We start from the raw sequence: 26,165 nt of genomic DNA on the forward strand, positions 1-26,165 counted from the left end.
CCCTATCACCATCCATCACTTGTCTCGTCCTGAAATAGGTTGACTGTGTATTAAAACAAGTCTCATTTATTTTTAAAAAAACCATTGATTTTCTTGCATTTCCTCTATATTTTTATTATCTTTGTAAGGACTTAAAGTCATATACATCCGGATGTTTCCAACCCCTACACCCCCATGTACAGACCGCCGTCACCCGGGTGTTCAGAAATGTAAATCCGGGTGTAAAGAAAGTTAATTAGGCACTTCTCTCAGTTTTATTCATTGGTTTTATCAAAAATACAGCTTATGTCACACGCTTATGTAGTACGTCCCAAAGTGGACAAAAGCGGAGAAACAGAAAAAATCCGCTATTATGGTGTCCCGGTAACATCCGGGCAAGTATCGACCGAACAACTGGCTACATGTATCTCTACCCGGTGCACGCTTTCAAGAGGCGAAATACTGGCGGCCATAATCGAAATCGGACGCGAAATCCAGTTCCAACTGGATATGGGGTACACCATAAACCTTCACGGCATAGGAACATTGTTCCTCTCGGCCGGAAGTGAAGGATATGAAAACCCAAAAGACTGCACGCCTCATCGCGTGAAAGCTAAACGGCTATGCATCAAGGCTGATCCGGAAATGAAGAAGTTCATGAAAAGACTCAAGTTTGAAAGGTGGAAATGATTTGCAAGTAGAAATTCATGATAAAAAACAATCAAAGATGAAGGTAACGTTATATCGATATGAAAAGGAGACGCTCGTCATGCGTTCCGTCGAAATGGAAAAACTGCAGGCTGCCCTACGAACAGAGAATCTCAACAAACCGGTCAGCACCACACGCGACAAAGCCATGTTTGCACTGCCCGGCACGCAAAACAGCTACATACAGAAACTTCCGGTGGTCGTTTTCGGAGGGACTTTCCGCAAGACAGGCGAACCCGCCCCTCCCATGCGCGACTATTCGGGATTGGTGCTGCTCGAAGTAAACCATCTTTCCGACTTGCAAGAAGCGGTACAAATCCGGCAACAAGCCGCCATGATGCCGCAAACGCTACTGGCATTCGTCGGCTTTAGCGGGAAAAGCGTGAAAATAGTGATCCCGTTCACACTGCCGGACGGGACGCTTCCACGCTCACCCGAACAGGTCAAACGATTCCACTCGCAAGCCTACTTGACGGCAGTTAAATACTACCAGCCACAATTAGGACGTAACATCACACTGAAAGAACCGGTCCTACAGCACGGATGCCGCATGAGCTACGACCCGCAGCCGGTATACAACCCCGATGCCGTCGCCATCCGGATCGAGCAACCGATGCGGATGGCGGATTCGGAAGAGATCCGTATCGTCCCGGAAGAACCATCCGAACCACTTCAAAGGCTAATGCCCGGTATGTCACGCAACTATCGGATCGCTACACTGTTCAGCATAGCGATGGTAGACGCCATCCGAAAATCAGGACAGATAAAAGACGGGGATCTCAAGCCGGTCTTTACCCTATTAGCCGATAATTGCCTGAAAGCCGGTATCCCAGAAGAGGATGCCGTACAATGCACACTGCTTTACAACGATCTGAGATCCAAAGAGATGGAAATCCGCATGACTTTCCGATCCGTCTACACACTGAAAGAAGCGCTCGCCGGAAAAACATTCATGCCTGAAATCATGTCGCTGACTTTGCAATTAGAAGAATTCATGCTGCGCCGTTACGAAATCAGAAACAACAAGATGAGTGGCGAAGTGGAATACCGGGACAAATCGCTCCTACGTTTCACATTCAGCCCTTTCACCCGCGAAGTCCGCAACTCCATCTGTACGGAAGCGCACAAAGAAGGGTTGAACGTCTGGGATAAAGACATCGAACGATATGTTTACTCGGACAACATACCCACTTTTTTCCCGATAGAAGAATATCTCGGACATCTGCCCAAATGGGATGGCAAAGATCATATCCGGAAGCTTGCCAAACGCGTACCTTGCAACAATATCCGATGGGCAGACCACTTCCACAGATGGTTCCTCAGTATGGTAGCGCACTGGTTAGGGTTGGACCGGGAACATGGCAACAGCACTACTCCCCTACTGGTCGGCGACCAGGGATGCGGCAAATCGACTTATTGCCTGAACATCCTGCCTCCCGAACTGCGGCAGTTCTACACAGACAGCATCGATTTCAGCAAGCGCCGGGATACGGAGTTGGCTTTGCACCGCTATGCCCTGGTAAACATAGACGAGTTCGATTCCGTCAAGGATACGCACCAAAGCTACCTGAAGCATATCCTGCAAAAAGCGAATGTCAGTACACGGCTGCCCTATCAGACGGCCAACAGGAATTTAAGACGTTACGCCACATTCATCGCGACAAGCAACAACTTCAATATCCTGACCGACCCGACCGGTAGCCGGCGTTTCATTTGCATCGAAGTCACAGACACCATCGATTATATACAACCGATCGACTACGAGCAGCTGTATGCACAGGCGATGGAAGCATTGGCTAACGGCGAACGCTACTGGTTCACACACGAGGAAGAAGCCGAAATAGTCGCCAACAACCGGCAGTTCCAGCAAATACCGCCCGAAGAACAACTGTTCCTGCAATATTTCCGACTCCCGAAAAAGAATGAGGTAGGCGAATTTCTTCTGTCGATAGAGATTTTAGGGCGGATCAAGCAGAAACAACGTGATTTCAGCTACACAAAAACCGTCATTTCCAACTTCGGACGTCTTTTGAAGCGAAACGGCATTCCTTCGAAAAGAAGCAACAGAGGCACTATATATCAGGTAGTTGAGCTAAGCAAGTCCTAAAAAGACTTTTAACTTATAAAAAAGCGGTGACATATGAGTGATATAAGCGTGATAGATATTTCAAGCACCAATTGCATATCATCATACTAATATACAGTCAGTTAAAAATAAAAAGTGATACAGTGATATTGATTTTCGGAATCAAGTTTTTTTTGTATATGATATATACACTTCGCATAACAAATTATTTATTGCAAAACACATTGCACTTATTACAACATTTTGTAACTTTGGGCAATATCTCAATTCACCGAATTGCTAATTTAATAATATCATGAAGAACAGAAAATTAAGAATGGGAATGGTTGGAGGAGGTAGTGACGCCTTCATCGGGGTGATCCACCGTCGCGCAGCCTTTATGGACAATCAGATCGAATTAGTTTGCGGATGTTTCAGCGTAGACCCTGAGATATCCAAAAGCTCCGGTTTATCGTACTTTTTGCCGGAAGACCGGATTTACAGCACTTACCAAGAAATGTTCGAACACGAAATGACCTTACCGGAAGGAGAAAGGATGGATTTTGTCACGATCGTGACTCCCAACCGTTGGCATTTCGAACCAGCTATGATGGCTCTTGAAAGAGGGTTCCATGTGGTCGTGGATAAACCGATGACGTTCTCACTCGAAGAGGCCAAACAACTACAGAAAAAAGTGGAAGAGACCGGATTAGTGCTGGCTCTGACACATGTATACTCGGCCTATCCGGCAGTAAAAGAGGCGAAAGCCCGTATCGCGAAAGGCGAACTCGGAAAATTGCGCCGCGTCTATGTAGAATATACGCAAGGATGGCTTTCCGAACGTATCGAATTGCTAGGTGGCAACAATGCCGGATGGCGCACGGACCCGAAACGTTCCGGCAAAGCCGGTTGCATAGGGGATATCGGAACACATGCCTGGCATTTGAGCGAATATATTACCGGACTGAAAGTCAAAGAACTATGTGCCGACCTGAAGGCATTCGTTCCCGGACGTCCGATCGATGACGACGGGGCGGCATTCCTTCGCTACGAAAACGATGTGACAGGCGTCTTGACCGCAACACAGATTGGAACAGGCGAAGCCAATAATATCCGCATCCGTATTTATGGTGAAAAAGGCGGACTGGAATGGCGCCAGATGGAGCCGAACACGCTGACATTGAGATGGAGAGATCGTCCGACTGAAATATTGGATATCGGCAACAACGGCTACCTGACCCCCGAAGCCCTGTGGAATACCCGAACTCCGGCAGGACACCCGGAAGGTTTTATCGAAGCTTTTGCCAATATCTACCGCAATTTCTCACTTACCGTCAGAGCTATCAAAAACGGAGAAACACCCAGTGGAGACTGCTTGGATTTCCCGACCGTATACGATGGCGTAAGAGGTATGCAATTCATTGAAACAATGGTGGAAGCCGGATATAACGATAATGTAAAATGGCAAAAATGGATTGATTGAAATCCTGAAAAACCGTAAATAAATAACATCTTATGAAACTAAACGTACTTGCTTGCTGCCTGTCCCTGCTCGGGACGGCAGCTTTCGCTCAAAAAAACGAGTGGAGAGATCCTAACGTAAACGAGATCAACAGAGCTCCCATGCACACCAACTATTTCGCATACGAAGACGAAAACAGTGCATTGAAAGGATGTAAGGAATCATCCGGGAATTTTATGACCTTGAACGGTAACTGGAAATTCTTCTGGGTAAAAAATGCAGATATGCGCCCGACAGATTTTTATCAGGTGAACTTCAACGACAAGGGATGGGATAATCTGAAAGTACCCGGCTTGTGGGAACTGAACGGTTATGGCGACCCGATCTATGTGAATGTCGGGTATCCTTGGAGAAGCCAGTTCAAGAACAACCCGCCTGAAGTTCCTACGGAAAACAACCACGTAGGTTCTTACCGTAAAGAGATCATGGTTCCGGCAGACTGGAAAGGGAAAGAGATATTCGCTCATTTCGGTTCTGTCACATCAAACATGTATCTTTGGGTGAACGGACAATTCGTCGGCTACAGTGAAGACAGCAAACTTGAAGCCGAATTCAATCTGACCAAATACCTGAAACCAGGGAAAAACCTGATCGCATTCCAGGTGTTCCGCTGGTGCGACGGGACTTATCTGGAAGACCAGGATTTCCTCCGCCTCTCCGGAGTAGGCCGCGACTGCTACCTCTATGCCCGCACTCCGAAATACATTCAGGACATCCGCGTGACTCCGGATTTGGATGCACAATATAAAGACGGTACTTTAAATGTTTCCCTGAACCTGAAAGGCAGCGGGACAGTCGACCTGAAACTGTTAGATAAGGCCGGCAAAGAAGTCGCTACTTCGTCGGTCAAAGGTTCGGGCAAAGTTTCCACCGACATGGCAATAAGCAATCCTGAGAAATGGACTGCCGAAACTCCGGTTCTCTACACACTGATCGCCACTTTGAAAAACGGCAGCAACACGACTGAGGTTATTCCGGTGAAAGTCGGTTTCCGCAAGATCGAATTGAAAAACGCCCAGATATTGGTAAACGGACAACCAGTCTTGTTCAAGGGAGCCGACCGGCACGAAATGGATCCGGACGGAGGTTACGTCGTATCGCCGGAGCGCATGATCCAGGACATCAAGGTCATGAAGGAATACAATATCAATGCCGTACGTACTTGTCATTATCCAGACAACAATTTATGGTATGACCTCTGCGACAAATATGGTATTTATGTCGTTGCTGAAGCAAATGTAGAATCGCACGGTATGGGATACGGTGACAAGACGTTGGCTAAAAACCCGCTGTTCGCCAAAGCACATATGGAACGCAACCAGCGCAACGTCCAGCGTGGTTATAATCACCCGTCCATCATTTTCTGGTCATTAGGCAACGAGGCCGGCATGGGCCCAAACTTCGAAGCTTGTTATACCTGGATCAAGAACGAAGACAAATCACGTGCCGTACAATACGAACAGGCACGGACAAGCGAATTCACCGATATCTATTGCCCGATGTACCGTGACTATAAAGGTAGTGAAGAATATTGCAAGGGAGACATCGACAAACCGCTTATCCAATGCGAATATGCGCACGCGATGGGCAACTCTCAAGGGGGATTCAAAGAATATTGGGATCTGATCCGCAAATATCCGAAATACCAAGGTGGCTTTATCTGGGATTTCGTTGATCAGTCTTTGCGTTGGAAAACAAAAGACGGCGTTCCTTTCTATGCTTATGGCGGCGACTGGAATAAATATGACGCTTCCGACAACAACTTTATGGACAACGGCTTGATAAGCCCGGACCGCAAACCGAATCCGCATATGCACGAAGTCGGGCATATCTACCAGTCCATCTGGGTGACTCCATCCGACTTGGCTAACGGTGTCGTAAACGTATACAACGAAAACTTCTTCCGTAACCTGGACGGTTACTATGCAGAATGGGAATTGCTGGCTAACGGCGAAGTGGTTCAGACAGGCATGGTCAAAGACCTGGAAGTAGCTCCGCAACAGACCAAGTCCATAAAACTGAATTATAGCACAGAGGGCATTTGCAAATGCAAAGAACTCTTGCTGAATGTGGCCTTTAAGTTGAAAAAAGCGGAAACATTGCTGCCTGCCGGTTATACGGTAGCCAAAAACCAGTTGACGATCCGCCCGTACAATGCTCCGAAACTGGATTTGCAGAATGTACACCAAGTGAACATTGAGACTGTCATTCCGACCATTAAAGATAATGACATCAATTATCTGATCGTCGAAGGAGAGAATTTCCGCATGGACTTCGATAAGCATGACGGTTTCTTGTGCAGATACGATGTAAATGGCATGACGATGCTGAAAGAAGACGGAAAACTGACTCCGAACTTCTGGCGTGCTCCGACCGACAACGATATGGGAGCCAACCTGCAAAACAAATATGCCGCCTGGAAAGAACCGGGATTGAAACTGGTTTCTCTGACAAACAAAATCGAAAACGACATGGCTACTGTCAATGCCGAATACACGATGGATGCAGTAAAAGCCAAATTGTATCTGACTTATACGATCAACAACGAAGGCGCAGTGAAAGTCACACAGAAAATGGTAGCCGACAAATCGGCTGAAGTTTCCGATATGTTCCGCTTCGGCATGCAGATGCAGATGCCTAAATGCTTGGATCAGATCAACTATTACGGCAGAGGTCCGATCGAGAACTATTCCGACCGTAACAACGTCACCGACCTGGGTAATTACAGACAGACTGTAGACGAACAGTTCTACTCTTATATCCGCCCGCAGGAAACAGGAACCAAAACGGATATCCGTTGGTGGAAACAGACCAACAAAGGCGGTAACGGACTCATGTTCATTTCGGAAGCTCCGTTCTCGGCTTCAGCCTTGAATTATTCGATCGAATCACTTGACGACGGAGTACAGAAAGACCAGAGACACTCCGAACTTGTACCTCAGGCAAACTACACCAATATGTGTATTGACAAGGTACAAATGGGATTGGGTTGCGTCAACAGCTGGGGAGCGCTTCCACTGGAACAATACCGTATCCATTACGGAGATTATGAATTCTCTTTCATCATGAAACCGATTCAATCTAATTTATAAACAGCAATAAATGAAGGGAGCTGTCCCCGCATTTCCATTCAAGAAGCGGGGACAAGTTCCTATTTTTACAAAAATTGGTAAAAAAGCATAATCACTATGCATATTTCGTTAAATAGTGGGTGCAAACTTTTATTTTATGTAGAAAAAGACTACTTTTATTGCCGATTTTTAAATCTAATTCAGGACTAATTGTAAAATCGTTTACCATAAAAACAAATGGCTACTAACAACAATTCTAATCGCTATCCTTCCGAAAAAGGGAGATTTTTCAAAGGAAAAACCTTCATTCTTTTGGTCGGATTACTTCTCGGGGCAGGCATTATGGTTGCCGTATATAAAACATCCGTTTATTTTTCTTCCGATGAATCCTGTATGATGTGCCATGTTCATCCTCATGCGGAAGACAGCTGGAAGCTCTCCAAACACGTAAATAACGGAAGCGGCGTTAAAACACATTGCGTGGCTTGTCACCTTCCGCCTCAAAGCGACACCTGGAATCATTATACGGCTAAAGCCAAATTGGGATTGAAAGACGTATGGTCCTTCATGACAAAAGACAGTGCGGATTTCGACTGGAACACCAAGTCGGAACTGGAACATGCCGTCAAATATATTCCGAACGAATCCTGCAAGGAATGCCATCAAAACTTGTTCCCGGAAGGGATTAACCAGGACGGCATTACCGCTCACCTTTATTATGACGAAAACGAAAAGAAACTGGATTTACAGTGTATCAGCTGCCACCTCGACGCCGGACACTATAATCCGGATTATAAACACGGCAAATTAACAGGTATTCCCGGAGCCGCCACGGCTACTGTTGATACCAGCCTTTATTTCAAGACGGCGACACCTGTCACATCTTTTACCGATTATACGGAACAAATTCCGGGTACGGCCGTTGCATTCAAAATGGTCGCCATTCCGGGCGGTACATTCAAAATGGGTAGCACCGATAAAGAACCGTTCCATAAGGCAGATGAAGCTCCGGTTCGAAACGTTACGGTCAGTCCGTTCTTTATGGCTGAAGTAGAAGTGACGTGGGATCAGTATTGGGCATTCTACGGACAAACCATGAGTGAAGGACGTACTCCGCCCGAAACCGTATATGCAAATAACAGCAATCCGGATGTCGATGCCATTTCCGGCCCGACTCCTCCGTTCGGATTCCCCGACCAGGGATGGGGCGCAGGTGACCGTCCGGCTATCACGATGACACACTATGCTGCAGAAACATTCTGCCAGTGGCTGTCCAAACAAACAGGGAAAAAATACCGCCTGCCGACCGAGGCAGAATGGGAATATGCAGCCCGTGGAGGAACGGAAACTCCTTATTTCTTCACCGGGAACCCGAAAGATTTTTCAGACCAGGGATTCTGGCGTAAGTTCTTCGATGCAAAAACAGACAGCATCAGTTCATTCGTGATTTACGCGAAGAACAGCAAAAACAGAACTCAAGAGCCGGGCGAAGTGAAAGCGAACCCGTTCGGTTTGAAGAATATGTTGGGTAATGTAATGGAATATTGTGCCGACAAATATGATCCGAAGGCTTACAGCAAAGGGGGCGATAACGTGACCAACCCGTTAATCACAGAAGGAGAAGAATGGGTTGTACGCGGCGGTAACTACACTTCCGATGCGGCAGACGTTCGTTCTGCAGCCCGCGATTATACAAAGCATGATGCCTGGTTGAAGACTGATCCGCAACAACCGAAGAGTATCTGGTGGTATTCGGATATCCGCGGTATCGGTTTCCGTGTGGTTTGCGAACCGGACCCGGCAATTGGAGCGAAATAACAGATGTTTAATTGATACCTAAAAATTACTATATCATGAAGAAAGAAAACAGTATTAGCAGAAGATCGTTTTTAAAAAGTACAGCTATGGCCGGAGCACTGGGTGCAATCGGTACAGGTAGTGCAAGTGTATTAACCTCATGTGCAGGCGGCGGCGAAAGTGCAGCTGCAAACAAACCTCTGAAAGAACCTGGAACTTATTATATTCCGGAATTGCCAGATAAGGCTACTGACGGAAAAGAACTGAAAGCCGGTGTTATCGGTTGTGGTGGACGCGGTTCCGGTGCAGCAGAAAACTTCTTGGATGCTGCAAACGGCGTGACAGTCGTTGCCGTTGCCGATACATTCAAAGAACGTGTAGACGCTTTGGCCGACAAGCTGAAAGAAAAAGGATGTAATATTCCTGAAGACAAACGTTTCGTTGGTCTGGATGCATACAAACAATTGATCGATAGCGGTGTCGATGTTGTCATTATTGCAACTCCTCCCGTATTCCGTCCGGTACATTTCCAATATGCGGTTGAAAAAGGCAAACATTGTTTCCTGGAAAAACCGATTTGTGTCGACCCGGTAGGCTATCGTACGATTATGGCAACCGCCAAACAGGCTCAGGCAAAGAATCTATGTGTCGTAACAGGTACACAGCGTCATCACCAGCGCAACTATGTCGAATCTTACAAGAAGATCATGGAAGGTGCTATCGGTGAAATTACGGGTGGTGTAGTTTACTGGAATCAGAGCATGTTGTGGTTCCGCGAACGTCAGAAAGACTGGAACGATTGCGAATACATGATCAAGGACTGGGTAAACTGGAAATGGTTATCCGGAGACCATATCGTGGAACAGCATGTGCACAACATCGATGTATTCACATGGTTCAGCGGCTTGAAACCGGTTAAAGCTGTCGGTTTCGGTTCTCGCCAACGCCGTATCACGGGCGACCAGTATGATAACTTCAGCATCGATTTCACAATGGAAAACGGCATCCACTTGCATAGTATGTGCCGCCAGATTGATGGTTGTGCCACTAACGTCAGCGAATTTATCCAAGGAACAAAAGGTTCTTGGAACAGTGCTGAAATGGAAATCAAGGACAATGCAGGTAACGTCATCTGGAAATACGATGGTGAAGCAGAAAAGAACGCACATACACAGACAAATCCATATGTATTGGAACATGTAAACTGGGTAAACTGCATCCGTGGCGGCAAACCTATCGAACAGGCTTCAGAAACAGCTGTTGCCAACATGGCTGCTATCATGGGACGTGAATCAGCATACACCGGTGCAGAAACGACATGGGATGCAATGACTGCTTCTCCTCTGGATTATACTCCGAAAGACCTGAACTTAGGCAAGATGGATATGAGTGGATTTACAGTTCCGGTTCCAGGAAAACCTCGTGATGAAAAGAAAAAATAAAATATGGCACTGAACAGAAGAAACTTTTTAAGAGCAACTCTGGCAGGCGCGGCTGTTGCAGCCGGTAGTTCAGCTTTTGCTGCCTGTGGCGGCAAGGCTGCTTCTACAGAAGGTTGTCCGGCAGAAAAGGGATCATGTCCAAACAGCAAAGCCGAGTTGAAGATATCCTTTCAGGAAGGGATTGCACCGGGAGCTAATCTCAACGAGAAATTTGACTTGATGGAAAAGTTAGGTGTCGTTGGTTTCGAACCGGGCGGACGTGGCCTGAAAGATCGTGTAAAAGAGATCAAGGAAGCACTAAACGGACGCAACATCAAAGTGAGCGCCATCTGTGCTGGTTTCCAGGGGTTCATCCTCTCGACAGATCCGGCTATCCGCAAACAGTGCATGGATACGATGAAAGAGATCATTGCTCCTGCTGGCGAACTGGGTTCTACGGGTGTGATCATCGTCCCGGCTTTCAACGGTCAAAAACCGGCTATGCCTCATACGCAGGAAACGCGGGATTTCTTATGCGAACAATTCAATGAAATGGGTAACTTCGCAAAAGAGCACGGGACTACAGTTATCTTTGAACCGCTCAACAGGAAAGAAGCATTCTATCTTCGTCAGGTAGCGGATGCAGCTTCCATCTGCCGCGACATCAACAATCCGGGTGTACGCTGTATGGGTGACTTCTGGCACATGACTTGGGAAGAGACTTCCGACATGGGAGCTTTCCTTTCTGCAGGCGAATATCTGCAACACGTGCACGTTGCCAGCCGTAAACGCCGCAGCATGCCGGGTGAAGACGGAGAAGCAGATAACTACGTTAACGGCTTCAAAGGTCTGAAGATGTTGGATTACGACAAATATGTAAGTTTCGAATGCGGATGCCAGGGAGACCGGAACGTTTTGGTCCCTGCCGCAGTGGAACTATTACGAAAACAATGGGAAGAAGCATAAAATATGCCATTAGTATATCCTAATATGCAAATGAGTGAGGTGGTGGAAGAGCACCCCTCACTCATTCCTGTCATTAACCGTTTTGGAATCCGCCTGGGCTTAGGCGACAAATCGGTAAAGGCGATTTGTGAAGAATACCGGCTGGATACCGACTTCCTCTTGACGGTAATCAACACGTTTCTCAACGAGGAATACTTCCCGGAAAAGAAGCTACAAACTTTCCATACTTCACAGATTATCGATTATCTGACCAAAACCAACCAGTATTACCAACGCTACCAAATCCCGAATATAGAAAGGCATCTCGGTTCATTCATATCGATGAGTACGCCGGGAAACAACACGCTCAACCTGATCGGGAAGTTTTTCTCATCCTTCAAAGAAGAGCTGACCTCACGGATCGAAAAGGACGACCGGGTCTGGTTCCCCTATTGCCTGTCATTAAGCGAAAAACTGAAAGATTATCCATCTTCCGGGCAGGTCGAAGCATTGCACCTCGGAACGGAACAGCGATTGGAAGATCCGATAGAGGCCTTGTTGGCGGATCTGAAAAGCATCATGGTCAAGCATCTTTCCGGCGACTATAACGAGAACTTATGCTACGCCGTCATATTTGCCATCAGCAGTTTGGAAAAAGATATCAAACAACACAACCGCATCCGCTACCGGATATTGACACCGATGGTTTCGGCTATGGAAAAGTTGTGTATTTAACAAACAGCCGGATGCATCGCAACAAGCAAATAGCAATCATATTACCCGACACGCTACAAAGCATCGGCCTGCAAAGCATGCTGATCGACTATTTTCCACCGGTAGAGATCAGCCACTACCCTACGTTCGAGGCATTTTCGACTTCCGGCAACGATACGTTCGACTACTACTTTACAAATGCCGCTTTATTTGTCCTTTATGCAGACTTTTTCCTTCCCCGCCGGAGCAAGACGATGGTCCTGATCGACGGGACTGAAGGCGAAGGGGGACTATCGGCAACCAGCCATATCACGATCAAGGCCTCGCAGGAAGTCATCATCGAGCAGTTGGAACAACTTTTTACCGGAGAAAACAACAGTATTTCCAGCGACAACAACAAGGAACTGTCCACCCGCGAAACGGACGTCCTCCAATTAATCGTCAAAGGCAGCACCAACAAAGAAATTGCAGACAAGCTGAACATCAGCCTGAACACAGTCCTCAGCCATCGCAAGAACATCACGACCAAGCTCGGCATCAAAACAGTATCGGGACTTACCTTCTATGCCATCATGAACGGCATTATTTCAGGCGACGACATCGAACTTTAAAATCACTACATGTAGTGATTGATTCCCATTCATCTTTACCGTTCCTTTGCAACCGTAAAATACTAATAGTTTACAATTAATACGATGAATCAACGCTATCTGTATATCCTTGTCGCAGGCGCGCTTACGTGTTTGCAACCGATTAAAGCCGAACGGGTGAATGAAAATGTGAACGACACGATCAAGACCTATAATATAGGTGAGGTGATCGTCACTTCTTCCACAAAGGAGACGAACGATCTCCGCACGCTTCCGGGAGCCGTTTCCATCCTCTCGCCCCAAGCGATAGCAACCAGGCAGATAGATGCTCTCAAGGATATCAGCGCTTTCGTCCCCAACCTTTATATGCCGGACTACGGTTCGAAAATGACTTCGGCCATTTATATACGCGGAATCGGAGCGCGGAGCAGTGGACAATCCATCGGATTATATGTCGACAATGTCCCCTATCTGGATAAAAGCGCTTTCGATTTCGAGCTGAACGATATCCAACGCATCGAAGTTTTACGGGGACCGCAGGGAACCCTCTACGGACGTAACGCAATGGGGGGTATCGTCAATATCTACACCCTCTCCCCCTTCGATTACCAAGGGACAAAAGTCACGATGTCGATGGGCAATTACGGGGCGGCAAAAGCCAAAGTGTCCCAATACAGCAAGATCGGAGAAAACATCGGGATCTCGTTAAACGGGTATTACGACCGTAACGACGGCTTTTTCATCAACGAATATAACGGCACAAAGGCCGATAAGGAGGAATCGGCAGGCGGCCGATTCAAATTAGAGGGGTATATTACGGACCATCTGAAGGCGCAATATACATTCAACTATGACTATGTAACGCAAAAAGCCTTCCCCTACGGGCAGTACGACCCGCAGACCGGGACTGTGCAGCCGATCCGCATCAACGATCCGAGTTCCTACTGGCGCCGCACGCTGAACAACAGCCTGTATCTGGAATGGAAAACAGACCGTTTCGTCCTCTCTTCCACCACGGCCTACCAATATCTGAAAGACGACATGAAGATGGACCAGGACTATACGGAACAGTCTGTTTTTACCCTTCACCAAAAGCAGAAACAATATGCCTGGAGCGAAGAACTGGCAATCAAATCCAATACAAAAAGCAATTACCAATGGAGCTTCGGCGCCTACGGTTTTTATAACAGCCTGAACACGGACGGCCCTGTGATCTTCAAGAAAGACGGGCTGACGGGCATTCTGCAAAAAGCATTCGACGACATACTGGCGAATAACCCAAAAGCACCGAAGCTTACTGTCCAGGGGGACGAACTGAACCAGATTTATTTCCCCGGAAACTTCGACACACCGACCTACGGCTTCGCGGCTTTCCACCAATCGACCTACAATAACCTCTTTGTCGAAGGGCTTTCCATCACCGCCGGTATCCGCCTGGATTACGAGAAAGCGAACCTGGACTATCATTCAGCAGTAGACAGCATGAAGATCGGTGTGGAAATGGGCCCGATGAAAATGACGCTACCAGTCACGACGACTATGGACGGCAACATCTCACAGGATTTCCTGCAAGTATTGCCGAAGGTTTCGCTCCGTTACCAGTGCACACCCGAAACATTCACGTATCTCTCGGTCGCCAAAGGATACAAGACAGGAGGTTATAACGTGCAGATGTTCGGCGACCTGGTCCAGGCACAAGCCAAATACGACCTGATGTCGAAGTTCGCACCCGATAAGGCCGAACAGCCGGGCGAAGTGAAAGACATCGCTTCCTACAAACCGGAACACAGCTGGAACTACGAAGCAGGCATCCGCAGCGAACTGGTCCGGGGCAGGCTGAGTGCGGAACTGACCTTCTTCTACATGGACATCCGCGACCTCCAACTCACCAGCTTTGCCGAGAACGGCAGCGGGCGCATGATCACCAACGGAGGAAAGGCGAACAGCTACGGCGTGGAACTGAGCCTGCGCAGCCGTATCACGGACGGACTCACCGCAGACCTCAACTACGGTTTTACCCGTGCCACTTTCCGCGATTACATCTTCACGGACAAGGACGAGAACAGCCAGATCGTGAAAACGGACTGCAAGGATAATTTCATTCCTTACACGCCGCGCCACACCGTCAGCCTGGGATTGCAATACACGAGACTACTCCACCGGAAAATGGTCGACCAGTTTACCGCATCCGCCCAGTTCACCGGGGCAGGCAAGATTTTCTGGACGGAGAAGAACGACATCAGCCAGCCGTTCTACGGCCTCGTCAATGCCAAAGTGGGCGTCCGCAAGGGAATCGTCAACCTCAACCTGTGGAGCCGTAACATCACGAACACGGACTACCAGGCGTTCTATTTCGAATCGTTCAACCAGTCGTTCATCCAGAAAGGCAAACCGTTCCAGATCGGCGGCGAAATCACCGTTACATTTTAAGACATGAAACTATTATACTGCCTCCCGATGCTGCTCTGCCTCGCCTATACGGCAAGAGGGGAAGAGATAGAAAAAGATACGGCGAAGATCCGCAATGTCGAACTGAACGAAGTGGTCGTGCAGTCGTTCAAGCAACAGCGCGATCTCCGGCTGGAACCCCTGTCGGCATCGGCCGTGACGGGGACGGCGATCCAGAACCGGAACATCACGGGGATCAAAGAGTTCAGTTCCTTTATCCCGAACCTCTTTATGCCGGACTACGGATCGAAACTGACCTCGCCGGTCTATATCCGCGGGATCGGATCGAAAATCAACGCTCCCTCAGTCGGGCTTTATGTGGACGGTATCCCCTATTTCGAAAAATCGGCTTTCGATTTCGATTTCAACGAGGTGGACAGGATCGAAGTGCTGCGCGGTCCGCAAGGGACGCTCTACGGCCGTAACACGATGGGCGGCATCATCAACGTCTATACGAAATCGCCTTTGAAATACGAGGGGACAAATGTCTGGCTTTCCAACGGCAGCTACGGTTACCGCAATTATGCCCTCTCTCATTATAAAAAGATCGGAGAAAAGTTCGGATATGCCATCTCCGGTGATTACCGGAACAGCGACGGCTACTTCACCAACCTGTTTACAGACAAGAAAGCGGACGACATGAAGTCCGGCTCCGCCCGCATCCGCCTGGAATGGAAGCCTCAGAAGAACCTTTCTTTCGGGCTAATGAGTTCGTTCGACCGTTCAGTCCAGGGCGGCTATCCCTACGCCGTCTGCGATTCGGTCACGCATAAACCGGGCGAAGTCGACTACAACGATTACAGTTTCTACAAACGGACGCTTTCGACGACCGGCTTCTCGGCAGATTACCAGGGGACGGGCTACAGCATCAACAGCCGGACCGCCTTCCAATATCTCTCGGACCATCAAGGCATCGACCAGGATTTCTCTCCCCGAAGCATCTATTTCGCGCGTCAGGATATGAAGCAGAAAATGTTTTCCGAAGAGCTGAACATCAAATCGACGACTCCCGGACGTTACAAATGGCTGTTCGGCGCCTTCGGTTTCTGGCAGGGGATCGACAACACCGTGACACTCGATTATTTCACCAAAGACTATGCGACACTCAAGCTGTACGACACGCCGGCCTATGGTGTCGCCTTCTACCACCAATCCACAATCGACGACCTGCTGACGCGCGGCCTGTCACTGACTTTCGGTATCCGCTACGATTATGAGCATACCTCCAACGATTTCCTTTTCTACAAAGAAACGGACGGCGGCAGCGAACAGATGGACGCCTTCGACAGCCGGCTCAAGTTCAGCCAGGTCACGCCGAAGATCGCCCTGCAATATATGTTTCCCTCCACCGGCATGCTCTATGCCACCGTGACGAAGGGATATAAGACAGGCGGCTTCAACACCTCTTTCGACCGTGAGGAAGACCGCACGTTCCGCCCCGAAACCAGTTGGAACTACGAGTTGGGAGCCAAACACCCGTTCCTCGACAACCGCCTGAACGCCGAGTTCTGCTTTTTCTGGATCGACTGGAAGAACCAACAGATTTACCAAATGCTCGCCACCCAGAACGGGCAATTCCTGCGCAACGCCGGGCGCAGCGAGAGCAAAGGCGTCGAGGTCAGTCTGCAAGGGAATCCGGTCAACGGGCTGATGGTGCAGGTGAACTACGGCTTCACGCATGCCACCTTCAAAGATTACAAGGACGAACGGCGAGGCATTGACTACAGCGGGAATTTCCTGCCGATGGTCCCGCGCCACACTTTCGCTGTCGGAGCCGATTATACGATCCCGAACCCTTGCCGTCACATCGACCGCTTCACGGTCAGCGCGAACTACACCGGGACGGGACGCATCCTGTGGAAAGAAGACAACAAGGTTTCGCAACCTTATTACGGACTGTTGAATGCAAAAGTATCTGCCACAAAAGATTTTATTACCTTTGCGATCTGGGCGAAAAATATGACCGGTGCAGACTATTCGGCTTTCTATTTCGAGACAGGCGGAAAGGGCCTGGCACAAAAAGGAAGGCCGTTCACGATCGGCGGGAATATACAATTGAGTTTTTAAAAGTCTCGGCAGAAGTTCGGGCGACACTTTAAAAGTTCTTAAAGTCCCCGACCGAACTTCGGACGACACTTTGAAAACTCTTAAAGTCCCGGCCGAAGTTCGGATGACACTTTGAAAACTCCCAAAGTCCCGGCAGAAGTTCGGACGACACTTTGAAAACTCCAAAAGTCCCGGCAGAAGTTCGGACGACACTTTGAAAACTCTTAAAGCCTCGTCCGGAAGCCGGATGATTATATAACGATATTATGATACAGAAAGATAAAACATACAACCTCGCGACCTTCTTCTGCCTCTACATTGCGCAGACGATCCCGATGAGCTTCTTTTCCACCGTCATCCCCGTCATGATGCGGCAGGAGGACTTTTCACTCTCGGCCATCGGGCTTCTCCAGCTGATCAAGCTGCCCTGGATCCTGAAATTCCTCTGGTCGCCGATGGTAGACCGCCATGCCGTGACGACGGGCGACTATAAACGGTGGATTTTTTCTTCCGAACTGATCTACGCCGGCCTGATCTTCGCCGTCGCTTTCCTTGATTTCCATACGGACTTCTATACGATCGTCGCTTTGATCATCATATCCTTCGTCGCTTCCGCCACGCAGGATATCGCGACCGACGCGTTGGCGGTACTCGCTTTCAGCCGGAAAGATAAAAGCCTTGCAAACAGCATGCAGTCGATGGGAAGTTTCGGAGGTTCGATGATCGGGGGCGGTGTCTTGCTCCTGCTCTTCAAGCAAATCGGCTGGAACGGTCTGCTGCCTTGCGTCGCGCTGTTCGTCATCGCCGCCCTTCTGCCACTCTTTTTCAACAAAGGCATCCGCATCCAGCCGAAGGAAGCGCACGAACGGGCCAAAAAGGCAGACGTGATCTATTTCTTCGCCCGCCGGAGCATCTGGAAACAGATCGGTTTCCTCTTTCTTTACTATTCCGGCCTGATCGGTACGCTCGCCATGCTGAAACCCTGGCTGGTCGACCTGGGCTACGACATGAAGGAGATCGGGGTGATGAGCGGAGTGGCGGGGACATTCGTCGGGTTCCTCTCCTCGTTTGCCGGAGGGATGATCGTACGGCGGATCGGCCGTTTCCGCGCGCGCATCCTGTTCGCGGTGTTTGTCTTGATGGCGACACTTTACTTCCTCGGACTCTCCTACGTGCATCCGACGACGCCCATGCTCTACGGCGGGATTTTCCTTCTGTGGGGCAGCTACGGGATGGCGACGATCGTGGTCTATACGACAGCAATGGACAGTGTACGCCCCGGGCGCGAAGGGACGGATTTCACGATCCAGACGGTCATCACGCATCTCAGCGGCATGTTGATGGCCATCCTGAGTGGAAGAATTGCAGATCATACGGGTTATCACGGACTCTTCTTCTTCGAGGCAAGCATCGCCCTGATATCCCTCATTTATATAGTAACGGTTTTCAGAAAAGATAAAAATACGATATGAAACAAGAACTTTTAGATAAATACAATGTGCCGGTTCCCCGGTACACCAGCTATCCGCCGGCAAACTATTTTCATGACGGGTTCACAAGCCGGGATTATGCGGATGCCATCCGTGAATCCAACCACCAGCAGCCGGAATCGGTTTCCTTCTATTTTCATATTCCTTTCTGCCAACGTCTCTGCCATTATTGCGGATGCAATTCCTACGCCGCTCCCAAGCCTGAAATCATAGATCGATATGTAGCCGCATTACATAAAGAGATCGACCTGATACTGCCTTTACTCGACAAGAAACGTAAAGTCTCGCAGATCCATTACGGCGGAGGAACCCCGACATTTCTTCCGGCTCTTGAGCTGAAAGAGTTGAACGCACATGTTTCAGATACGTTCGAATTGATTGAAAATCCGGAAAAAGCAATCGAATGTCATCCTGGCTGGATGACAGGGCAGGATTGGGAGAAACTGGCAACCGCGGGATTCAACCGGTTTAGCATCGGCATCCAAGACTTCAACAAACAAGTCCTGCAAACCGTACACAGACAAGTCCCGCTGCTGCAACCGGAAGAAATCGTAACGATCCTGCGCTCATGCGGAGTACGCATCAACATGGATTTCCTCTACGGCTTGCCCCACCAGACGGAAGCGAGTTTTGCCGAAACGATCGAAAAAGCCGTTTCCCTGAAACCGGACCGGCTCGTCACCTTTTCGTATGCGCATGTGCCCTGGGCTTTCCCCCGGCAGAAGGTATTGGAAAAAACCGGACTGCCTTCGGGCGACGAGAAGAGCCGGATGTTCGAAGCGGCCCGCAAAATCTTATGCGAAGCGGACTACCAGCCGATCGGGCTGGATCATTTCGTCCGCAAAGACGACGAGTTATACACAGCTTTGCTGAACGGACAACTACATCGCAATTTCCAGGGATATTGCACGCGCCGCACAACCGGTCAGGTCTATGCTTTCGGCGTGACAGGGATCAGCCAGCTCGGAACGGCTTACGCCCAGAACACAAAAGACATCATGGAGTATATCGAGAAAGTCGAAGCCGGCATCTTGCCTGTCGCCAAAGGATATCTCCTAAGCCGGGAGGAACAGATCACACGGGAGGCAATCGAAATGTTGATGTGCAACTACCGGATCGACTGGAACGAACTGTCGGAACAGCTTTCCGTCCCCGCCCGCTCCATCAAGCAGGCAACCGCCTATGACGAAGCCTGTCTACGCGAATTTGCAGAGGACGGATTGGTCGAGTTTGACGAAAATCAAATCAGGATGACACCTGAAGGCAGGCTTTTCGTCCGAAACGTAGCGGCTTCGCTGGACAAGCTGATGCTCGGAACAAATAAATCATTTTCTAAACCGGTATGACGCAATGGAACCCCAACAGACAGATATTTTGATTATCGGCGCCGGACTGACCGGATTGACAACCGGCTTCTGGTTGACCCGCGCCGGAAAAGACATTCATATTCTCGAAAAGGAAGATCGCGTCGGAGGACAAATCCATACGTTCCGCGAAAAGGATTTTGTCTACGAAAGCGGCCCCAATACAGGTGTAGTCTCCTATCCCGAAGTCGCCGAACTATTCGAAGCCCTCTCCCCAGCCTGTGCACTGGAGACTGCCCGCGAAGAATCCAAGCGCCGGCTGATCTGGAAAGGGAACCGGTTCCGGGCTCTCCCGTCCGGACTGTTCAGTGCGGTCACGACTCCTCTGTTCACGCTTGGCGACAAGTTCCGTATCCTCGGAGAGCCGTTTCGGGCAAAAGGCAATAACCCGGATGAATCTGTCGGCGAGTTAGCTGCCCGCCGCCTGGGTAAATCGTTCCTGCACTATGCGGTAGACCCGTTTCTGTCCGGTGTCTACGCCGGCGATCCGATGAAGCTCGTCACTCGTTATGCGCTCCCAAAGCTCTACAACCTGGAACAGCAATACGGAAGCTTCATCCGCGGAACCATCGCGAAAGCCAAGCAGCCGAAAACAGATCGCGACCGTCTCGCCAGCAAGAAAGTATTTTCAGCCGCCGGAGGATTGGACAAACTGACCGGTGCGATGGCCGAAGCGATCGGTCCGGCCCGCATCACACTTTCGGCCGCCGACGTCACGGTCCGTCCTTGTGCAGACAAATGGATGGTTACCTATTCGACAGCCGACGGCGAACAGACCATTATTGCGGAACGGATAATCACAACCACCGGTGCTTATACATTGCCCGCCCTGTTGCCTTTCGTCCCGAAAGAAAAGATGGAGCGGATCAGTAACCTGCATTATGCACCGGTCGTACAGGCCAGCGTCGGGTTCCGCGACACCGGTGCATTACGCTTCGATGCGTTTGGAGGTCTGGTTCCTTCCTGTGAGAAAAAAGACGTACTCGGAATCCTTTTCCCCTCCGCTTGTTTTACCGGACGGGCTCCGGAAGAGGGTGCTCTCTTCTCGTTCTTTATCGGAGGCGTAAAGCATGCCGACTTGACGACCTGGCCGGAAGAGGAGCTGAAAGCGCTCATCAGGCACGAGCTCCACACCATGCTGAAATTCCCGGAAGAGACAGAACCCGATATGATCCGTATCTTCCGTCACGAACATGCCATTCCGCAATATGAACAGAGCAGCGGCTCCCGTTTCGAAACGATCGACGAACTGCAAGCGCGTTACCCCGGCCTCACGCTGGCCGGAAACATCAAAGGCGGCATCGGCATGGCCGACCGTATCCGCCAGGCTACAGAAATTGCGGATAAATTAATAAACGGGTAAATCATCATTTACATTATACAACACACATTAATATGGAAGATAAAATAGTCGAAATAGCCCGTTTCTATGAACCGGAAGCAGCACAGATGATCGAATCCCTCCTGAAATCGGAAGGGGTCAACTGTTACCTGAGAAACGAATATACGAGCCGGATCCAATACCCGGCCAATGTGGGCGGCATCCGCATCGAACTGCTTGAAAGCGAAGTTCCCCGTGCAAAGGAGATTCTGGAAGCAAACGGATACGAATTTCCGAAAGAAGACGAAGAGGACGAGCAGCTCCAAGCCGTTTCCGGTTGGGTACGCCACGTTCCGTTCCTCCGACATCTGCCCCTCGAAAAACAGATCATCGTTCTTTTTATCCTTATAGCCGTATTCCTGGCCTTGGTCATTTACTTCGGCTCGCTTGTTTCATCCAACTAAACAATTGTAAACTATGGCACGCAGAAAGATTACAAATAGTCAAGCCGTATGTATCACTCTTTTGTGGGGTATCCTTTGCTACATGATGCTTGCATACAGCGAAAAGATAACCTTCGACATCGTTTTTGCCTTGGTTGCGTCAGCTATCATTGTGTTCGTCCCTATCTATAAGAGCAGAAGGCGAAGAGACGAGTGACATTTAGTTACTTTTACCCGATTAAAATACCGAAATGATATTTTTAATGCATTTTTTCTTTCAAATATTTGTTTGTGTAAAATTTTAGCTTACCTTTGCGAGGTCATAAAAAAACGGCTACCGGTTAACAAATTGACATTATAAATATAACATTCTAAATAAAATCAGTCTTATGAAGGCAAGTGAAGTTTTAGACAACTTAAAGAGAAGATTTCCGAATGAACCGGAATATCATCAGGCAGTTTCAGAAGTATTAGGAACAATCGAAGAGGTTTACAACGAACATCCCGAATTCGAAAAGAGCAACCTGATCGAACGTCTTTGTATTCCCGATCGTATTTTCTCCTTCCGCGTAACCTGGATGGATGATAAGGGACAGATCCAAACCAACATGGGATACCGTATCCAGCATAACAATGCGATCGGCCCGTACAAAGGTGGTATCCGTTTTCACGCTTCTGTAAACCAGTCGATCCTTAAGTTCCTGGCTTTCGAACAGACTTTCAAGAACTCGCTGACAACCCTGCCGATGGGTGGTGGCAAAGGAGGTTCCGACTTCAGCCCGCGCGGTAAGTCAAACGCTGAAATCATGCGTTTCTGCCAGGCTTTCGTATTGGAATTATGGCGTCATATCGGCCCGGACACGGATGTTCCCGCAGGTGATATAGGTGTTGGCGGACGCGAAGTCGGCTATATGTACGGAATGTATAAAAAACTGGCTCAGGAAAACACGGGAACATTCACCGGTAAAGGACGCGAATTCGGCGGTTCACTGATCCGTCCCGAAGCTACCGGTTACGGAAATGTTTACTTCCTGCTGGAAATGCTGAATACAAGGGGAATCGACATCAAGGGAAAGACCGTTTGCGTTTCAGGTTCAGGTAACGTAGCCCAATATACCGTTGAAAAGCTGATCAGCCTCGGCGCTAAAGTCGTGACGATGTCCGACTCGGACGGTTACATCTACGATCCGGACGGTATCGACCGCGCTAAGCTGGATTACATCATGGAACTGAAGAACCTCTATCGTGGCCGTATCCGTGAATATGCAGAACAATATGGTTGCAAGTATGTGGCAGGTGCTCGTCCTTGGGGAGAAAAATGCGACATTGCAATGCCGAGTGCGACTCAGAACGAACTGAACGGAGAAGATGCCAAGACATTGCTCGCCAACGGTTGTATCGCCGTATCGGAAGGAGCCAACATGCCTTCTACTCCTGAAGCTATCGACGCATTCCTGGAAGCTAAGATCCTGTACGCTCCGGGTAAGGCAGCCAATGCCGGCGGTGTATCTGTTTCCGGTCTGGAAATGACGCAGAACGCTCAGAAACTGAGCTGGAGCAGTGAAGAGGTTGATGCCAAACTGAAAAGCATCATGCAGAATATCCACGAACAATGCGTAAAATACGGCAAACAAGCCGACGGCTACACAAACTACGTGAAAGGTGCAAATGTTGCGGGCTTCATGAAGGTAGCCAAAGCGATGATGGCACAAGGCATTCTTTAATCAATTGACAATTAAAAAGAGAGACAATTAGAGATTAATGGTCATAAAGAAGGCGGGCGTTCCGGTAAAACGGTACGTCCGCCTCTCTTATTTCCCAACAAAATTGTCAATTCTCAATTGCCAATTGTCAATTGTTTGCTACTTTAGTGCCGAAAATAGAAAAACATGATTACTGAAGAATTAAAACAACTTTACCAGACACATACCGGTTCACCGGCAACTGATATAACCGAACTATCCTCTTCCGGCTCTAACCGCCGGTATTTCAGATTGTCAGGTCCCGTTTCCCTGATCGGAGTTAGCGGAACTTCCATAGAGGAAAACAATGCCTTTATTTATATGGCCGCGCATTTCCGGGAAAAGGGATTGCCCGTTCCCCAGGTTTATTGCTGGTCGGTTGATAAATCGTTCTATCTTCAGGAAGACCTGGGCGACACCTTGCTCTTTCAAGCAATTGAGAAAGGACGGAAAAGTTGTTTCTTCGACGAGACGGAAAAGTCTTTGCTACACAAGACGATCACACTTCTGCCGACTCTGCAGTTTAAAGGTGCGGAGGGGTTCGACTTCAGCCAATGCTATCCTCTACCCGAATTCAATAGGCGTTCGATCCTTTGGGACCTGAACTATTTCAAATACTGTTTCTTGAAAGCTACCGGAATGGAATTCCAGGAAAACCTTTTGGAAGATGATTTCCAGAAAATGAGCGATGTCCTTCTGCAAGACTATACACCGACATTCATGTACCGGGATTTCCAGTCGCGCAACGTGATGGTAAAAAATGGCGAACCCTGGTTCATTGATTTCCAAGGAGGACGCAAAGGCCCGATCTACTATGATGTCGCCTCTTTCCTCTGGCAGGCGAAAGCCAAATATCCCGCTGAGTTGAGACAGGAATTGATAGCCGACTATCTGCAAGCACTACGCGGGTATATGGACATAGACGAAAAGCATTTCTTCCGGCAATTACGCCATTTTGTTCTTTTCAGGACTTTACAGGTCTTGGGAGCCTACGGTTTCCGGGGATATTTCGAAAAGAAACCGCATTTTATCCAAAGTGTCCCCTTCGCTATCGACAACCTCCGGCAACTTTTGAAAGAAGATTATCCGGAGTATCCCTATTTATGTACCGTACTACGGGAGCTGACAAACCTGTCTCAGTTCTATGACGACATCCAGAAGCATACGCTCAAAGTCAAGATCGTCAGTTTTGCCTATAAAAAAGGAATTCCCAACGATCCGAGTGGCAATGGCGGCGGATTTGTCTTTGACTGCCGCGCCATCAATAACCCTGGTAAATACGAACGTTACAATCATTTTACCGGATTGGACGAACCGGTGATCCGTTTCCTCGAAGAAGACGGAGAGATCACTCGTTTCCTAGATCATGCTTATGAAATTGTGGATGCTTCTGTCAAACGTTACATGGACCGAGGATTTACCAATCTGATGATCTGTTTCGGTTGCACGGGGGGCCAGCACCGTTCGGTCTACTCCGCCCAGCATATGGCGGAACATATTCATTCTAAGTTCGGTGTCCGGGTAGACCTCGTACACAGGGAACAAAACATTGAACAACTCTTTAACGCAATATTATGAAAGCTATGATTTTCGCTGCCGGTTTGGGAACACGCCTCAAACCGCTGACCGACAGTACTCCAAAAGCATTACTTCCTATCAATGGGAAACCTATGCTCGAACATGTAATCCTCAAATTGAAAGATGTCGGCTTTCACCAGATAGCCATCAACGTTCATCATTTGGGAGACCAGATCATCAACTTCCTGGCAGCCAACAATAATTTCGGTATCCAGATCCATATCTCCGACGAGCGGGATTATCTGCTCGATACCGGTGGGGGAATCAAACACGCCGCCGCCTTTTTACAAGGCAATGAGCCGTTTCTGATACACAATGTCGACATCCTGTCCGACATCGACCTCCGTGCGCTTTACAATCATCATATAGAGACAAATCCGTTGGCGACATTATTGGTCAGCAAACGCAACACCTCCCGCTATCTGCTTTTCAATAAGGAAAATAAGCTATGTGGTTGGCGCAACCGCGAGACGGGCGAAGTAAAGTCGTTCTACCCCGATTTCGATCCGAACCAATATAACGAATATGCCTTCAGCGGGATACATGTACTGTCTCCTAAAATATTCGACTGGATGGAAGAATGGACCGGCAAGTTTTCGATCATCAACTTCTACCTCTCCATCTGCGCCAAGGCCAACATCCACGCCTACGCTGACGAAGACCTTCATCTGATAGATGTCGGCAAACCAGAAACATTGCAGGTGGCCGAAAAATGGATGAAAACACTTATTGTATAATATCGTTTATTTAACAAAGATATGCTCCTTTCGTAAATCGCTTCGCAATCCGGCTTTTTATCTTTCTAAAAGAACTTCCTGCCGCAAGGTGCACAGTTTTTCCAACAAAGACGGTTTTCATTGGCCCGACGACCGTCTTCATATATAAAGATCTCGGCACCTCACGGCAACGAGGACGGTCTCC

19 protein-coding genes are annotated in these 26,165 nt (G+C 48.7%); all 19 read left to right on the forward strand.

What is annotated here, in order from left to right:
* Positions 1-285: 285 nt before the first annotated feature.
* The 19 genes from BHV83_RS14995 to BHV83_RS15080 all read left to right on the forward strand — a co-directional run bounded on the left by BHV83_RS14995 (position 286) and on the right by BHV83_RS15080 (position 25,981).
* Entirely contained in the window at positions 286-669 is a 384-nt protein-coding gene (locus BHV83_RS14995; RefSeq protein WP_022322405.1) for an HU family DNA-binding protein, read from the forward strand.
* 37 nt (positions 670-706) lie between these two features.
* A complete protein-coding gene (locus BHV83_RS15000) occupies positions 707-2,794 on the forward strand; it encodes a BT4734/BF3469 family protein (RefSeq protein ID WP_195565061.1) in 2,088 nt (695 codons plus the stop codon).
* Positions 2,795-3,068: 274 nt separating this feature from the next.
* A complete protein-coding gene (locus BHV83_RS15005; protein WP_286757673.1) occupies positions 3,069-4,235 on the forward strand; it encodes a Gfo/Idh/MocA family protein in 1,167 nt (388 codons plus the stop codon).
* Between the two features lie 32 nt (positions 4,236-4,267).
* Positions 4,268-7,366, forward strand: a complete 3,099-nt coding sequence (gene lacZ, locus BHV83_RS15010) for a beta-galactosidase, LacZ type (RefSeq protein WP_005640749.1) — start codon at positions 4,268-4,270, stop codon at positions 7,364-7,366.
* 216 nt (positions 7,367-7,582) lie between these two features.
* Complete coding sequence (locus BHV83_RS15015; protein ID WP_046452387.1) at positions 7,583-9,163, forward strand: SUMF1/EgtB/PvdO family nonheme iron enzyme; 1,581 nt, start codon at positions 7,583-7,585, stop codon at positions 9,161-9,163.
* A gap of 35 nt (positions 9,164-9,198) precedes the next feature.
* On the forward strand, positions 9,199-10,584 hold the full coding sequence (locus BHV83_RS15020) for a Gfo/Idh/MocA family oxidoreductase (protein WP_005640744.1): 1,386 nt from the start codon (positions 9,199-9,201) through the stop codon (positions 10,582-10,584).
* A 3-nt stretch (positions 10,585-10,587) separates the two neighbouring features.
* Positions 10,588-11,529 carry a sugar phosphate isomerase/epimerase family protein gene (locus BHV83_RS15025; protein ID WP_005640742.1) on the forward strand — a complete coding sequence of 314 codons (942 nt, stop codon included), beginning with the start codon at positions 10,588-10,590 and terminating at the stop codon, positions 11,527-11,529.
* Between the two features lie 24 nt (positions 11,530-11,553).
* Positions 11,554-12,243 carry a hypothetical protein gene (locus BHV83_RS15030; RefSeq protein ID WP_005640741.1) on the forward strand — a complete coding sequence of 230 codons (690 nt, stop codon included), beginning with the start codon at positions 11,554-11,556 and terminating at the stop codon, positions 12,241-12,243.
* Between the two features lie 11 nt (positions 12,244-12,254).
* Positions 12,255-12,833 (forward strand): LuxR C-terminal-related transcriptional regulator, encoded by a 579-nt coding sequence (locus BHV83_RS15035; protein ID WP_122205885.1) that lies wholly within the window; start codon positions 12,255-12,257, stop codon positions 12,831-12,833.
* An 84-nt stretch (positions 12,834-12,917) separates the two neighbouring features.
* Positions 12,918-15,242, forward strand: coding sequence for a TonB-dependent receptor (locus BHV83_RS15040; protein WP_122205866.1), 2,325 nt, complete (start codon positions 12,918-12,920; stop codon positions 15,240-15,242).
* Positions 15,243-15,245: 3 nt separating this feature from the next.
* Complete coding sequence (locus BHV83_RS15045; protein ID WP_122205867.1) at positions 15,246-17,327, forward strand: TonB-dependent receptor; 2,082 nt, start codon at positions 15,246-15,248, stop codon at positions 17,325-17,327.
* A gap of 245 nt (positions 17,328-17,572) precedes the next feature.
* Positions 17,573-18,778: an MFS transporter gene (locus BHV83_RS15050; protein ID WP_122205868.1), complete on the forward strand. Its 1,206-nt coding sequence runs from the start codon at positions 17,573-17,575 to the stop codon at positions 18,776-18,778.
* Positions 18,775-20,142 carry an oxygen-independent coproporphyrinogen III oxidase gene (gene hemN / locus BHV83_RS15055; RefSeq protein WP_286757674.1) on the forward strand — a complete coding sequence of 456 codons (1,368 nt, stop codon included), beginning with the start codon at positions 18,775-18,777 and terminating at the stop codon, positions 20,140-20,142. Before BHV83_RS15050 ends, hemN begins: the two co-directional genes overlap by 4 nt.
* 4 nt (positions 20,143-20,146) lie before the next feature.
* Positions 20,147-21,523, forward strand: a complete 1,377-nt coding sequence (gene hemG / locus BHV83_RS15060) for a protoporphyrinogen oxidase (RefSeq protein WP_286757675.1) — start codon at positions 20,147-20,149, stop codon at positions 21,521-21,523.
* A 32-nt stretch (positions 21,524-21,555) separates the two neighbouring features.
* Positions 21,556-21,945, forward strand: coding sequence for a putative signal transducing protein (locus BHV83_RS15065; RefSeq protein WP_122115513.1), 390 nt, complete (start codon positions 21,556-21,558; stop codon positions 21,943-21,945).
* 13 nt (positions 21,946-21,958) lie between these two features.
* Positions 21,959-22,141 (forward strand): hypothetical protein, encoded by a 183-nt coding sequence (locus BHV83_RS21785; protein WP_005640727.1) that lies wholly within the window; start codon positions 21,959-21,961, stop codon positions 22,139-22,141.
* 172 nt (positions 22,142-22,313) lie between these two features.
* Positions 22,314-23,648, forward strand: a complete 1,335-nt coding sequence (locus BHV83_RS15070) for an NADP-specific glutamate dehydrogenase (RefSeq protein WP_005640725.1) — start codon at positions 22,314-22,316, stop codon at positions 23,646-23,648.
* A 165-nt stretch (positions 23,649-23,813) separates the two neighbouring features.
* Positions 23,814-25,244, forward strand: a complete 1,431-nt coding sequence (locus tag BHV83_RS15075) for a RapZ C-terminal domain-containing protein (protein WP_005646110.1) — start codon at positions 23,814-23,816, stop codon at positions 25,242-25,244.
* A complete protein-coding gene (locus tag BHV83_RS15080) occupies positions 25,241-25,981 on the forward strand; it encodes a nucleotidyltransferase family protein (protein WP_122205870.1) in 741 nt (246 codons plus the stop codon). Before BHV83_RS15075 ends, BHV83_RS15080 begins: the two co-directional genes overlap by 4 nt.
* Positions 25,982-26,165: the final 184 nt, after the last annotated feature.

Source organism: Parabacteroides sp. merdae-related_45_40, from assembly GCF_001915675.1.

What these genes read in the sequence shown, in the direction of transcription:
- BHV83_RS14995 (WP_022322405.1), top strand. Translation starts at nt 286, where the DNA reads ATGTCACACGCTTATGTAGTACGTCCCAAAGTGGACAAAAGCGGAGAA.
- BHV83_RS15000 (WP_195565061.1), top strand. Translation starts at nt 707, where the DNA reads ATGAAGGTAACGTTATATCGATATGAAAAGGAGACGCTCGTCATGCGT.
- BHV83_RS15005 (WP_286757673.1), top strand. Translation starts at nt 3,069, where the DNA reads ATGAAGAACAGAAAATTAAGAATGGGAATGGTTGGAGGAGGTAGTGAC.
- lacZ (WP_005640749.1), top strand. Translation starts at nt 4,268, where the DNA reads ATGAAACTAAACGTACTTGCTTGCTGCCTGTCCCTGCTCGGGACGGCA.
- BHV83_RS15015 (WP_046452387.1), top strand. Translation starts at nt 7,583, where the DNA reads ATGGCTACTAACAACAATTCTAATCGCTATCCTTCCGAAAAAGGGAGA.
- BHV83_RS15020 (WP_005640744.1), top strand. Translation starts at nt 9,199, where the DNA reads ATGAAGAAAGAAAACAGTATTAGCAGAAGATCGTTTTTAAAAAGTACA.
- BHV83_RS15025 (WP_005640742.1), top strand. Translation starts at nt 10,588, where the DNA reads ATGGCACTGAACAGAAGAAACTTTTTAAGAGCAACTCTGGCAGGCGCG.
- BHV83_RS15030 (WP_005640741.1), top strand. Translation starts at nt 11,554, where the DNA reads ATGCAAATGAGTGAGGTGGTGGAAGAGCACCCCTCACTCATTCCTGTC.
- BHV83_RS15035 (WP_122205885.1), top strand. Translation starts at nt 12,255, where the DNA reads ATGCATCGCAACAAGCAAATAGCAATCATATTACCCGACACGCTACAA.
- BHV83_RS15040 (WP_122205866.1), top strand. Translation starts at nt 12,918, where the DNA reads ATGAATCAACGCTATCTGTATATCCTTGTCGCAGGCGCGCTTACGTGT.
- BHV83_RS15045 (WP_122205867.1), top strand. Translation starts at nt 15,246, where the DNA reads ATGAAACTATTATACTGCCTCCCGATGCTGCTCTGCCTCGCCTATACG.
- BHV83_RS15050 (WP_122205868.1), top strand. Translation starts at nt 17,573, where the DNA reads ATGATACAGAAAGATAAAACATACAACCTCGCGACCTTCTTCTGCCTC.
- hemN (WP_286757674.1), top strand. Translation starts at nt 18,775, where the DNA reads ATGAAACAAGAACTTTTAGATAAATACAATGTGCCGGTTCCCCGGTAC.
- hemG (WP_286757675.1), top strand. Translation starts at nt 20,147, where the DNA reads ATGGAACCCCAACAGACAGATATTTTGATTATCGGCGCCGGACTGACC.
- BHV83_RS15065 (WP_122115513.1), top strand. Translation starts at nt 21,556, where the DNA reads ATGGAAGATAAAATAGTCGAAATAGCCCGTTTCTATGAACCGGAAGCA.
- BHV83_RS21785 (WP_005640727.1), top strand. Translation starts at nt 21,959, where the DNA reads ATGGCACGCAGAAAGATTACAAATAGTCAAGCCGTATGTATCACTCTT.
- BHV83_RS15070 (WP_005640725.1), top strand. Translation starts at nt 22,314, where the DNA reads ATGAAGGCAAGTGAAGTTTTAGACAACTTAAAGAGAAGATTTCCGAAT.
- BHV83_RS15075 (WP_005646110.1), top strand. Translation starts at nt 23,814, where the DNA reads ATGATTACTGAAGAATTAAAACAACTTTACCAGACACATACCGGTTCA.
- BHV83_RS15080 (WP_122205870.1), top strand. Translation starts at nt 25,241, where the DNA reads ATGAAAGCTATGATTTTCGCTGCCGGTTTGGGAACACGCCTCAAACCG.